13 protein-coding genes are annotated in these 12,281 nt (G+C 68.9%); 9 read left to right on the top strand and 4 right to left on the bottom strand.

Annotation, left to right across the window (positions count from 1 at the left end):
* Positions 1–29: 29 nt before the first annotated feature.
* Complete coding sequence (locus ACGFH6_RS05360) at positions 30–1,388, bottom strand: lytic transglycosylase domain-containing protein (RefSeq protein ID WP_393380678.1); 1,359 nt, start codon at positions 1,386–1,388, stop codon at positions 30–32.
* 245 nt (positions 1,389–1,633) lie between these two features.
* Here ACGFH6_RS05360 and hemL point away from each other — a divergent pair, with 245 nt between their 5' ends.
* The 9 genes from hemL (at position 1,634) to ACGFH6_RS05315 (ending at position 10,293) form a co-directional block, all read left to right on the top strand.
* Complete coding sequence (gene hemL, locus ACGFH6_RS05355; RefSeq protein WP_393380677.1) at positions 1,634–2,956, top strand: glutamate-1-semialdehyde 2,1-aminomutase; 1,323 nt, start codon at positions 1,634–1,636, stop codon at positions 2,954–2,956.
* A gap of 14 nt (positions 2,957–2,970) precedes the next feature.
* Positions 2,971–3,621: a histidine phosphatase family protein gene (locus ACGFH6_RS05350; protein ID WP_393380676.1), complete on the top strand. Its 651-nt coding sequence runs from the start codon at positions 2,971–2,973 to the stop codon at positions 3,619–3,621.
* Positions 3,622–3,686: 65 nt separating this feature from the next.
* On the top strand, positions 3,687–4,250 hold the full coding sequence (locus ACGFH6_RS05345) for a TlpA family protein disulfide reductase (protein ID WP_393380674.1): 564 nt from the start codon (positions 3,687–3,689) through the stop codon (positions 4,248–4,250).
* 4 nt (positions 4,251–4,254) lie between these two features.
* Positions 4,255–4,998, top strand: a complete 744-nt coding sequence (locus tag ACGFH6_RS05340) for a cytochrome c biogenesis protein CcdA (protein WP_360450276.1) — start codon at positions 4,255–4,257, stop codon at positions 4,996–4,998.
* A gap of 1 nt (position 4,999) precedes the next feature.
* A complete protein-coding gene (locus ACGFH6_RS05335; RefSeq protein ID WP_393380672.1) occupies positions 5,000–6,586 on the top strand; it encodes a cytochrome c biogenesis protein ResB in 1,587 nt (528 codons plus the stop codon).
* Complete coding sequence (gene ccsB / locus ACGFH6_RS05330; RefSeq protein WP_393380670.1) at positions 6,583–7,632, top strand: c-type cytochrome biogenesis protein CcsB; 1,050 nt, start codon at positions 6,583–6,585, stop codon at positions 7,630–7,632. Before ACGFH6_RS05335 ends, ccsB begins: the two co-directional genes overlap by 4 nt.
* Before the next feature lies 1 nt (position 7,633).
* On the top strand, positions 7,634–7,885 hold the full coding sequence (locus tag ACGFH6_RS05325) for a DUF4229 domain-containing protein (protein WP_393380668.1): 252 nt from the start codon (positions 7,634–7,636) through the stop codon (positions 7,883–7,885).
* A 181-nt stretch (positions 7,886–8,066) separates the two neighbouring features.
* A complete protein-coding gene (locus ACGFH6_RS05320) occupies positions 8,067–8,672 on the top strand; it encodes a TetR/AcrR family transcriptional regulator C-terminal ligand-binding domain-containing protein (protein WP_393380666.1) in 606 nt (201 codons plus the stop codon).
* Positions 8,673–8,730: 58 nt separating this feature from the next.
* A complete protein-coding gene (locus tag ACGFH6_RS05315; protein ID WP_393380664.1) occupies positions 8,731–10,293 on the top strand; it encodes an MFS transporter in 1,563 nt (520 codons plus the stop codon).
* Positions 10,294–10,360: 67 nt separating this feature from the next.
* Here the strand turns inward: ACGFH6_RS05315 and ACGFH6_RS05310 are convergent, their stop codons facing one another.
* From ACGFH6_RS05310 to ACGFH6_RS05300, 3 genes are read right to left on the bottom strand one after another with little or no spacing between them, the layout of a single operon-like run.
* Positions 10,361–10,843, bottom strand: coding sequence for a GNAT family N-acetyltransferase (locus tag ACGFH6_RS05310; protein WP_393380662.1), 483 nt, complete (start codon positions 10,841–10,843; stop codon positions 10,361–10,363).
* Between the two features lie 38 nt (positions 10,844–10,881).
* Positions 10,882–11,901, bottom strand: coding sequence for a M48 family metallopeptidase (locus tag ACGFH6_RS05305; RefSeq protein ID WP_393380660.1), 1,020 nt, complete (start codon positions 11,899–11,901; stop codon positions 10,882–10,884).
* Complete coding sequence (locus ACGFH6_RS05300) at positions 11,898–12,257, bottom strand: hypothetical protein (protein ID WP_393380658.1); 360 nt, start codon at positions 12,255–12,257, stop codon at positions 11,898–11,900. The genes ACGFH6_RS05305 and ACGFH6_RS05300 overlap by 4 nt, the downstream gene beginning before the upstream one ends.
* Between the last annotated feature and the right edge of the window lie 24 nt (positions 12,258–12,281).

Genomic DNA, 12,281 nt, shown 5'->3' with positions numbered 1-12,281 from the left:
GTGGGGGCAGGCGCGCCGGTCTGTGTGGATCAGCTCCCGAGGATGCCTCCACCGAGAACGCCCAGCAGTCCGAGCACGGACAGCAGGTTGCGGATCACTTGGTCGACGGCCGCGGTACCACCGGTCTGGTACGCCGTCACGCACTTCTGCAACTGGTCCTGCGTCGGCGAGGTGATGGTCACCTTCTTCATCTCCGCCTGGCAGTACTGCGTGGCCTTGGTCAGCTCGGTCACGGTGCTGCCGACCGTGCCGACGATCAGGCCGGCGGCCGTCTGCAGGGTTGCGACGCCCGGCGCGGGCGGCTTGCTCGACGTCGGTGGCTTCGGCGTCGGCGTGGTCGGCTTGTCCGTCGGCGGCTTGTCGCCCGGCGTCGTCGGTTTGCTGCCCGGCGGGGTCTTGGTCGGCTGCGTGCCCGGCTTGCCGTCGCCACCCTGGACAGGCTCCGTCGTCGGCTTCGCGGCGCCCGGGTAGGTGGGCAGATCGTTCGCCTGCGGCAGGTTGTTGTCGGCCGGGGCGTCGATGGTCGGGTCGCCGACCTGGTCGCCGGCAGTGTCGATGCCCTGACCGTCGCTCTCGGTCCCGTTGCCGACCGCGATCCAACTGCCACCGGCGTACGCCTTGGCGATGCTGATCACGAGGTCGGCGTACTGCTGGGAGTGGTTGTAGCGCAGGATCGCGGCGTTCAGGTCGCTCGCCTTGGACAGGTCGGTCTTGCCGGAGCACAGGTACACCGCTGTGGACATGGCCGCGTCGTCGATGTCCTGCGGGTTCCGCACGCCGTCGCCGTCGCCGTCCACACCCATCGACCGCCAGGTGCCCGGGATGAACTGCATCGGCCCGACCGCGCGGTCGAACGCGCCGTCACCGTCGAACGCACCGGCGTCCGTGTCGCTGATCTTGGCCGTGCTCACGCCGTCCAGCCGCGGGCCGAAGATGCCCGGCACCGCGACACCCTGGGAGTTCAGCGCGTTGCCGCCGAAGCGGCCGTGGTTCGACTCGACCCGGCCGATCGCGGCCACCAGCGTCCAGGGCAGGTTGCAGGCCGGATCGACCTGGGCCATCACCTGCTGGGCCCGGGAGTAGGCCTTCAACGCGGCGTTCGGGATCCCGTTGCGGGACAGGCCGGAGACGACCTGGGTCGGCTGCTCGCCGGGATCGACACCGTGGCCGACCACACCCGGCACCGGCACGTTGGCCGGCTCGGCGATCGGCTGCTTCGGTACGACGACCGGACTCCTGCCGGACAGACCCTGCTCCAGCGACGCCGTGGCGATCGCCGGATCATCCGTGGCACTGACGGTGAATGCGCTCGCGAACAACGCCAACGGGATGAGCGGCGCCGCCTGACGCCACCCGCTACCCGTGGCGCGGCGCTTGCCCTTCGCCATCGATGATCCCCTCCGTGACTCATCGACCTGTCCAGCCCCACGCTGCGGACAAATCATGTCGTCGCTGTCGGTTGCCGTCGTACTGGGTCTAACGTCCGGTCCGTGCGTGGGTTACGCACCGAACTCAGACCATCTACGGCCGGTCACCGGGTACCCATACTGGCGCGTAACAACGCGCCTGTGAACCCCCCGACGGGAACGAACCGGGCTGCCCGCCCATCGGCCCGCCTGGCCGGTCGGGGAGAATGGCGGCCGTGCCCGACCACACAGAACAGTCCGCCACGCTCTTCGACAGGGCGTCCGCAGTCACGCCGGGCGGGGTCAACTCTCCCGTACGAGCGTTCCGCGCCGTTGGCGGCGTACCGCGCTTCATGGCATCGGGTGATCGATGTCACATCACCGATGTCGACGGCAACCGCTACCTCGACCTGGTCTGCTCCTGGGGGCCGATGCTGCTCGGCCACGCCCATCCGGAGGTGACCGCCGCGGTCCAGGCCGCCGTCGCCCGCGGTACGTCGTACGGGACGCCGACCGAGACCGAGGTACTGCTCGGCGAGGAGATCGTCGCGCGAACCCCGGTGGACAAGGTCCGGCTGGTGTCGTCCGGCACCGAGGCGACCATGTCCGCGCTCCGGCTGGCCCGCGGATACACCGGCCGGGCGAAGATCGTGAAGTTCGCCGGCTGCTACCACGGGCACGTCGACGCCCTGCTCGCGCAGGCGGGCTCCGGCGTCCTGACGCTGGGCATCCCCGGTACGCCGGGTGTCACCGAGGCCACCACGGCCGACACCATCGTGCTGCCGTACAACGACCAGGCCGCTGTCGCCGCCGCCTTCGCCGAGTACGGCGACCAGATCGCGGCCGTCATCACCGAGGCGTCACCCGGCAACATGGGCGTCGTACCGCCCCGGGACAACTTCAACGCCTTCCTGGCCAAGACGTGCAAGGACAACGGCGCACTGTTCATCTCCGACGAGGTGATGACGGGCTTCCGGATCACCCGCTCCGGCTGGTACGGCGTCGACGGCGTACGGCCCGATCTGATGACGTTCGGCAAGGTGATGGGCGGCGGCTTCCCGGCCGCGGCGTTCGGCGGACGGGCCGACGTCATGGCCCATCTGGCGCCGGAGGGCTCGGTCTACCAGGCCGGCACCCTGTCCGGGAACCCGATCGCCACCACCGCCGGCCTGACCACGCTGCGACTGGCCACCGACGAGGTCTACGCCAGGCTCGACGAGACGTCGGCCACCATCCAGCGGCTGGTCTCGACCGCGCTGGACAAGGAAGGTGTGCCGCACCTCATCTCGGCGGCCGGGAACCTCTTCAGCGTCTTCTTCGTGGAGTCCTCGGAGGGACCTGCCGAGATCCGGGACTTCGCCGGTGCGAGCGCCCAGGTGCTGCCCCGGTTCGCGGCGTTCTTCCATGCCATGCTGGACGCCGGCGTCTACCTGCCGCCGAGCGCCTTCGAGGCCTGGTTCGTCAGCGCCGCCATCGACGACGACGCCCTGGCCGAACTCGAGTCCGCCCTGGCCCTTGCGGCAGCCGCGGCGGCCGCAGTACCGAACTGAAGGGAACGGCAGCGGTGACCGAAACGACGGTCGTGCACCTGATGCGTCACGGCGAGGTGTACAACCCGACCGGTGTGCTCTACGGCCGGATCCCCGACTTCCACCTGTCCGAGCTGGGCCGGGCGATGGCCGAGCGGGTCGCCGAGTCCGTGAAGGGCCGCGACATCGTCCACCTGGTCAGCTCGCCGCTGGAGCGGGCCCAGGAGACGATGGAGCCGATCGCCAAGGTGTTCGGGCTGACCCCGGACATCGACGAGCGGGTGATCGAGGCCGCGAACCTGTTCGAGGGCAAGAAGTTCGGTGTCGGCGACGGAGCCCTGAAGAACCCGGGCGCCTGGTGGCTGCTGCGTAATCCGCTGAAGCCGTCCTGGGGCGAGCCGTACCAGCAGATCGTCCGGCGGATGCGCGACGCGATCGAGACCGCCCGGCAGAAGGCCGCGGGGCACGAGGCGCTGATCGTGTCGCACCAGTTGCCGATCTGGATCGTCCGGTCCGCGATCGAGGGCCGCCGGCTGCCGCACGACCCGCGCAAGCGGCAGTGCAGCCTGGCCAGCCTGACCTCGTTCACCTTCCACGGCGAGTCGATCGTCTCGGTCGGATACGCCGAGCCCGCCAAAGACATGCTGCCGGTGAAGAACCCGAAGAAGTTCGTCGGTGGTGCCTGATGAAAGAAGAACACGGGGGAGTGGGTGGGGGTGAAGATCCCGAAGAAGTTCGTCGGGGGCGCGTGATGAAGCGTGCGGCCGCCGTGGTGGCCGGGTTGGTGCTGGCGCTGACCGCGTGCTCGTCCGGGCAGCAGGCCGCGGAGAACCGGCAGGGTCAGGCCGGATTCGTGAGCGGGACGCACAACGTGTCCGTCTTCGCCCCGGCCGACCGCAAGCCGGCGCCGGTGTTCACCGGTACGACGCTCGACGGCAAGACCTGGACGCTGTCGGACCACCTGGGCAAGGTGGTCGTGCTGAACGTCTGGGGCTCGTGGTGCCCGCCCTGCCGCAAGGAGGCGCCGGACCTGGTCGCGGCGAACAAGGAACTCGGTCCGTCGGTGCAGTTCATCGGCCTGAACACGCGCGATCTCGACCCGGCGCCGGCCAAGAAGTTCGTCCAGGAGTTCGGCGTGCAGTACCCGAGCGTGTACGACCCGAACGGCAAGTCGCTGCTGCGCTTCCGCGGCCAGATCTCGGCGGCGTCGATCCCGAGCACGCTGGTGATCGACAAGACCGGCAAGGTCGCGGCGCGAGTGATCGGCGACGTGACCAAGCAGACGCTGCTGGGCATGGTGAAGGACGCCGGTTGACCTGATGGGTGAGTGGTTCGCGCAGTCGATGACGGGTTCGATGCTGGTGGCACTGCCGATCGCGGTGCTGGCCGGCGCGATCTCGTTCTTCTCACCCTGCGTCGTGCCGCTGCTGCCCGGCTACCTGTCCTATGTCACCGGGCTGTCCGCGGCCGAGCTCGGCTCGAAGCAGCGCGGCCGGATGCTGGCCGGGACCGCCTTGTTCGTGGCGGGATTCTCGGCGGTCTTCATCCTGACCGGCGTGCTGTTCGGCACCGCCGGCGACCTGCTGATCGAGCACCAGACCGCGATCACCCGGGTGCTCGGCGGGCTGACCGTCGTCCTGGGACTGGTCTTCCTGGGTGGGTTCGGGTTCCTGCAGAAGGACGTGCGGGTGCATCGGGTCCCAGCGGTCGGGATCGCGGCCGCGCCGCTGCTCGGCGTACTGTTCGGATTCGGCTGGACGCCGTGTATCGGTCCGACGCTCGGGACCGTGATGACGCTGGCCGCGACCGAGGGCAGCACTGGGCGGGGTGCGACGCTGGCGTTGGTGTTCAGCCTCGGGCTGGGCATTCCGTTCATCGTCGCGGCATTGGCGTTCCGGCGGATGCTGGGCGCCGTCGCGTGGGTCCGGCGGCACCAGGTGCTGGTGATCCGGATCGGCGGCGTACTGATGATCGCGGTGGGACTGCTGCTGCTGACGGGAGTGTGGGATTCGATGACCGCGGACCTGAGGCAGTGGGTCGCCAACTTCGGGTCGGCGGTGTGACGTGACCGACGTCAAGGACCACATCACCGCACCGACCGGCGGCTCCGGGAACGAACCGCCCGCGCTCGGCCTGGTCGGCTGGCTGCGCTGGATGTGGCGCCAGCTCACCTCGATGAAGACCGCTCTGGTGCTGCTGTTCCTGCTCGCCCTGGGTGCGGTGCCGGGATCACTCATCCCGCAGACGCCGATCGACCCGATCAAGGTGTCGGACTTCCTCACCGCGCATCCGAAGCTCGGCCCGTTCTACGACAAGCTCGGCCTCTTCGACGTCTACAAGTCGCCCTGGTTCTCGGCGATCTACCTGCTGCTGTTCATCTCGCTGATCGGGTGTGTGGTGCCCCGGCTCGGCGTGTACCTGAAAGCGGTCCGGGCCCGCCCGCCGAAACCGCCGCGCAACCTGAACCGGCTGCCCGGCTACCAGCGCTTCACCATCGACTCCGAGGGCGACTTCCTGGCGACCGCCACCCGTGAGCTGCGCCGCCGCCGGTTCCGCGTCCAGGCGTACGACGGCGCGGTCGGCGCGGAGCGCGGCTACCTGCGCGAGGCGGGCAACCTGCTCTTCCACTTCTCCCTGATCCTGGCGCTGATCGGTGTCGCCTGGGGTTCGCTGTTCGGCTACCGCGGCACCGTTCTGGTTGTCGTGGGCAACGGTTTCGCGAACTCACTGGCGCAGTACGACGACTTCGCGCCGGGCCGGGTGTTCGACGGCGACAACCTGCCGCCGTTCTCGCTGACGGTCAAGGACTTCGAGGTGAAGTTCCAGCAGGACGGTCCGCAGAAGGGCGCGGCGCGCGAGTTCAAGGCGCAGCTGAGCTACCAGGAGACGCCGGACGCGCCGGAGAAGTCGTACCAGCTCGAGGTCAACCACCCGCTGAAGCTCGACGGCAGCAGCATCTACCTGCTCGGGCACGGCTACGCGCCGCGGGTCACGGTGCGGGACGGCAACGGGCAGGTCGCGTTCTCCGGACCGGCGCCGTTCCTGCCGCAGGACAGCAACTTCTCGTCGTTCGGCGTGATCAAGGCGCCGGACGCGCGTCCGCTGCAGCTCGGCTTCGAGGGCTTCTTCCTGCCGACCGCGGTGATCGACCAGCGCGGCCCGGTCTCGGTCTTCCCCGACGACCTGAACCCGGCGCTGGTGATGACCGGGTACTACGGCCGCCCGCAGCCCGAGACCGGGAAACCGGAGTCGGTGTACCAGCTGGACAAGTCGAAGCTGACCCAGTTCGAGAAGGACGGCGACAAGCTGCGCTTCCAGCTCGCGCCCGGACAGACCACGACGCTGCCGGACAAGGCCGGGTCGATCACCTTCGACGGCTACAGCCGCTGGGTGAAGCTGCAGGTCAGCCACACCCCGGGCACGAATCTCGCGCTGGCGGGCATCCTGCTGGCCATCCTCGGCCTGATGGGCTCGCTGTTCGTGCACCCGCGGCGTACCTGGGTGCGCGTCCGCACCGAAGACGGGCGTACCGTTGTCGAGGTCGCGGGTCTGGACCGCGGACCCGAGCGGGGGCTCGGCGACGAGATCCGGGCCATCACCGACAGCCTCAAACCAGAACCAGACCGATCGAGCACCCAGGAGCAGCCATGAGTGCGGAGACCTTCGCGCACGTCTCCAACCTGGTCGTCCCGACCGCCACGGTGATCTACGCGCTGGCGATGATGTCGCACGCGCTCGAATGGGCGCTCGGCCGCGCCGTCGTGGTCAAGGACGCCGAGGCGAAGCAGGACGTTCTGGTCGCGACCGGTGCCGAAGCGGTCACCGCCGGCGCTGCTTCGACCGGCACTGTCTCGACCGGCCCTGCTTCGACCGGCCCTGCTTCGACCGGCCCTGCTTCGGCTGAGGTGGCCGAGCCCGCCGGTCCTGGGACGGAGCGGATGGAGGCGGCGAGCCGGATCGGGCTGACGCTGACCTACCTGGCGTTCGTGCTGCACCTTGCGGGTGTGGTGACCCGTGGTCTGGCCGCGGGGCGGGTGCCGTGGGGCAACATGTACGAGTTCTCGATCACGGCGTCGCTGGCTGTCGCGGCCGTGTACCTGATCTTCGTGCAGCGCTACAAGCTGCAGTGGCTGGGTCTCGGCGTGACGCTCGTGGTCGCCGCCGTACTCGGGCTCGCAACGCTCGCGCTCTACACCCCGGCCGGTCCGCTCGTGCCGGCGCTGCACTCGTACTGGCTCGTCATCCATGTGTCCGCGGCCGCCATCTCCGGTGGCGCGTTCACCATCGGCGGCCTGGTGTCGGTGCTGTACCTGGTCAAGGCCCGTGCGGAGCGCCGGGTGCTGGCCGGCGGCACGATGTCGGCGTCGCTGCGGCGGCTCCCGAGTGCCGAGGCGATGGACGGTACGGCGTACAAGGTGCTCGCGTTCGCCTTCCCGCTGTGGACCTTCGGCGTCCTGGTGGCCGGGCCGATCTGGGCGGAGTACGCCTGGGGCCGCTACTGGGGCTGGGACCCGAAGGAAGTCTGGTCGCTGGTCACCTGGGTGGTGTACGCCGCCTACCTGCACGCGCGGGCGACCGCCGGCTGGCGGGGCCGGAACGCCGCGACGATCGCGATCGTCGGGTGGTTCGTGTTCATCTTCAACTTCGTCGGAGTGAACCTGCTGGTCTCCGGTATGCACTCCTACGCCGGGGTGTGAGATGAAGGAGTTCGCCATCTACACCGGCCTGCGGGCCGCGTTGTTCGCGGTCTGCTTCGCCGTTCTGTGGTTCCCGCTGAGCTCCCGGCTGAGTGTCTTCCCGTTGTTGCTGCTGGCACTGATCCTGTCCTCGATCCTGTCCATCTTCGTACTGCGCGCCGCCCGTGAGCGGCTGGCCGGCCAGATCGAACGCCGGGCCTCGAGGATGTCGCAGCGGATCGAACAGGCCCGCTCGGCCGAAGACGACGACTGACCCAGGCGGCGGGCCGGTCGCCGGCGGCGTACCACTGGTTCAACTGGTACGGAGAGTGACCTAGGCCACGGCCAGGTTCTTGGCAAAATTGTTTGTGCATCCCTTCACATGAGTCGTAGAGTCGTGGATAGAACGAAACCGTTTCGTTCTATCTGCCACTACGAACTCACACAGGGTGATCATGGTCGAGACAGCCGGAGTGCGGCACCGCCCGCGGGTCGAAGGTGGTCGTGAGGAAGAGATCCTCGCCGCGACCGTCGCGCTCGTGGCCGAGCTGGGGTACGACCGGCTGACCATGGACGCGGTGGCGACGGCAGCGAAGGCCAGCAAGGCGACGCTGTACCGGCGCTGGACCAGCAAGGCCGAGCTCGTGGTGGACGCGATCAGCCGGGCCAAGGGGTGCCCGATGCCGGAGAACGTCGACACCGGCAGCCTGCGCGGTGACCTGATCTCGCTGGCGTGCGGCGCCGGTGGGTTCACCGACGAGATGCCGATGTCCGTGATGGCCGGGCTGCTGACGGCCCTGCAGCACGACGCCGAACTGCAGAACGCGTTCCGGGAGCGGTTCCTGGCGCCGCGATTGGGGCTGGTGGCAACGATCTACCAGCGTGCGGTCGACCGCGGCGAGGTCAGCCCGGACATCGACGTCGAACTGCTGGCCAACACGCTTCCGGCGGTGATCATCCACCATGCCTTCCTGCTCGGCGTCGAGCCGACCGACGACCTGATCCTCCGAGTGATCGACAACGTCATTCTGCCTGCGGCGCGGGGGTCGCAGGCGAGCTGACCGGTGAGGGGCCGGTCCGCGACCACAACGCAGTTACGCCCAAGAGGGGAATAGTTCTATGTCCGAAGACGTCGTCAAAGCTGATCCGCCCGAGGGCCGGCCGGTTGACGCGGTGACGGAGACCGGCCACGGCCACCGGAACCTCGGTATCGCGCTCGCGCTGATCAGCATGGCGCAGTTGATGGTGGTGCTGGACGGCACCATCGTCAACATCGCCCTTCCGCACATCCAGACCGATCTGGGCATCAGCAACGCCTCGCTGCCGTGGGTGGTCAACGCCTACGCGCTGGCCTTCGGCGGTCTGCTGCTGCTCGGCGGCCGGATCGGGGACATCCTCGGCCGCCGCAAGGTGTTCATCTTCGGCGTCGTGCTGTTCGGTGCGGCGTCGTTCGTCGGCGGCATCGCACAGAGCGAGAGCGTGCTCCTGGCCAGCCGGATCCTGCAGGGTCTCGCCGCCGCGGCGGCCTCGCCGAACGCGCTGGCACTCATCACCACCACCTTCCCGGCCGGCAAGGAGCGCAACCGCGCGATGGGCGTGTACGCCGCGATGTCCGGGGCAGGTGCGGCCGTCGGCCTGATCCTCGGCGGTGCGCTGACCGAGGCGTCCTGGCGGTGGACCTTCTTCATCAACACGCCGATCGGCCTGATCGTGGCGGTGCTGGCGTTGCGGTACCTGGGCGAGTCGGCCCGGCAGACCGGGAAGTTCGACCTGCCCGGTGCGATCACCGGCTCGGTCGGTCTGGCCGGTCTGGTCTACGGCCTGAACCACGCGGCCTCGGACGGCTGGGGTGACCCGGTGACGCTGACCTTCATTCTCGGCGGTCTGGCGCTGATCGCGACCTTCCTGCTGATCGAGGCCCGTTCGCGGCACGCACTGATGCCGTTCCGGATCCTCGCGAACCGGACCCGCGGGGTCAGCTTCTTCGTGATGCTGGTGGTCGGCGCGGCGATGTTCTCGATGTTCTACTTCCTCGGCATCTTCGTGCAGAACATCATGGGCTACAGCGCGCTGAAGACCGGGTTCGCGTTCCTGCCGTTCAGTCTCGGCATCGTGGCCGCCGCGCAGGTGGCTTCGGCGCTGATCGCCCGGATGGATCCGCGCTGGATCGCCGGTGCCGGTGCGGTGCTGGTCTCGGGTGGGATGTTCGGGTTCAGTCAGCTCGAGGTCGACTCGTCGTACCTGACCCATCTGCTGCCGTTCATCCTGCTGCTGTCGTTCGGCATGGGTCTGATCTTCGTGCCGCTCACGCTGACCGCGGTCAGTGGCGTCGCGAACGAGGACTCCGGTGTCGGCTCCGCCGTACTGAACACGGTCCAGCAGATCGGTGGTGCGGTCGGCCTGGCGCTGCTGGGCACGATCTCCACCAACGCGATCAAGGACAAGTTCACCGAGCTGGCCCCGGGCCTGCAGAAGGCGGCCGAGTCCGGTCAGTCGCCGACCCAGCTGAAGCAGTTGGAGGGTCAGTTCACGGCGGTCGCCACCACGCACGGCTTCACCCGCGCGTTCCTGTGGTCGACGTTCCTGATGCTCGGCGCGGCCGTGGTCACGCTGGTCGGCCTGTCGGTCAAGTACAAGGATCTGGCCACCGACAACCAGAACGGTCCGGTCCACATGGGCTGATCCGGCCCGCGAGTCTCGAAGGGTCCGCTTTCCACGGGAGGAGGGAAAGCGGGCCCTTCGTCGTACCTCAGAGCTGCTTGCGCATCCAGAACTCCATCCGGACGCCGTCCGGCATCAGGTTGCCCGGCGTGCCGGCGTCGGCGAATCCGTTGCGGAGATAGAGTCCGCGGGCCGGTTCGTTGCCCTCCGCAACCGCCAGTACCAGCTCCTGGGCGCCGGTGTCACGAGCCCAGTCCTCGATCGCCGCCATCAGCGCGTCACCGACACCCTGGCCGCGACCGTCCGGGGCGATCCACATCGAGACGAGCTCGGCGGCACCGGGCTCGTCGGCCGGCAGACCGCCGGCCATGCCGACCGCCGTACCGTCGAGACTCGCGATCACCTGGTAGCAGCCGGGCAGGGTCAGCCGCTCGCGCCACCGCTCCTCCGGCGCCTCGACCCAGTCAGCGTGGACCGAGCCGAAGGCGGACGGTGCGTCCGCCAACGCCGCCAGTCGCAGTTCGCGCCAGAGCTTCCAGTCATCAGGCCCGATGTCCTGTAGTTCGATCACGACGGACAGGATCTCCGCAGGCGAGTGCCCGGCGCCAGTCAGTTTTTGGTCGGGAACCTGGTGGACACCCAGTCACGGACACCGCCCATGCCGTCGCCGAGGTCGCGGAGGAACTTGGCGAGCGGATCCTGCGAGCGGCTGAAGGTCTCGGAGTAGGACTTGGCGGCGTTCTTGGCCTCCTGGGAGATGGAGGCGGTGGCGTCGTCCTGGCGCTTCGGGTAGGTGCCGGACACGATGGTGGTGTACTCGCCCTCGTCCACCCAGCGCCGCAGCTCGTGCGCGCGAATGACGGCCAGCGGGTGCGACTGCGCCTCGAGCAGCAGCAGCTTCAGCAGGCTGTCGCGCAGGTCGCCGGCGCTCTCGTACTCCGTCCCCTGCGCCAGGAACGCCGTGGTGTCGAGCTCACCGAGCTCCCCGCCGCTGGCCAGCTTCATCTGCACGCGGAGCGCGACCGCCGGGTCCTGGACGGCGAGCAGGCCGGCCCGGTCGCCGGAGAGCTCGGCCTTGCGGGACCACTCGTGCAGGGCGGCGATGATCGCGCGGACCCCGAGCGCGCCGATCGGCATCCAGTTCACCGCACCGGTCAGCCGCATCAGCCAGAACAGCAGCGACTGGTAGAGAGCGTGCCCGCTCTGGGCGTGGCCGAGCTCGTGACCGAGGATGAAGCGCAGTTCCTCCTCGTCCATGCCCTTCAGCAGCGCGCTGTTGACGACGATGAACGGCTTGTCCATGCCGATCGTGACGGCGTTCCAGAGCGGGCTGTTGATGACGTACAGCTCGGGCAGCTGGCGGACGTCGAGGGTGCTGCCGGCCTCGGTGTAGAGCCGGTGCACACGGGGGAACTGGCGCTCGTCGACCCGGATCGCCGAGCCGAGGAACTGCAGCCGGAAGGCCCGCTCGTTGATCAGCCCGGACATCTTCCGGAGCATGTAGTCGAACCCCTTCAGCTGCCGCAACGCCACCAGCGCGCCGCGGTCGGCCGGGTGCTCCCACGCCCGCGAGCTGAGGTCGGTCAGCGTGACCCGCTGCCGGGTAGGGCGCTCTTCGTTCTCGCTCATCGTTCCCCCTGCTGGCTGGGCCTCGTGTCCGTCCAACGTAGCTCGCTCGCGGGTCGCCGTACCTTCGGATTGAGGATCCAGGCGAGCAGGAGCGGGAGCGGCCAGCTCAGCGGGACGGACCACCAGGACGGGCGAACGAAGAGGATGGCGACCACGCCGGCCAGCGCGAGGGCTGTGCCCCAGAGCCAGTACCAGAACGCGTTCCATCCGGGGTGGCGGATGCCTCTGCGGTAGCCGACGGCCGCCAGTGTGGCCGTCGCCGGCAGGGCGCTGAACACTCCGAACGCGACGACGACAGTTGCGATGAGCACGATCTCGCCGGTGGAGAAGTGCGGCTCGAATCCCAGGGGCACCATGCGTCTCATCGTTCCTTCCGGGAG

Origin of the sequence: Kribbella sp. NPDC049227, from assembly GCF_043197265.1 — a bacterium.
GTDB lineage: Bacteria > Actinomycetota > Actinomycetes > Propionibacteriales > Kribbellaceae > Kribbella.
The sequence above is the reverse complement of the archived record's forward strand: the minus strand, read 5'-3'. Positions and strand labels throughout refer to the sequence as shown.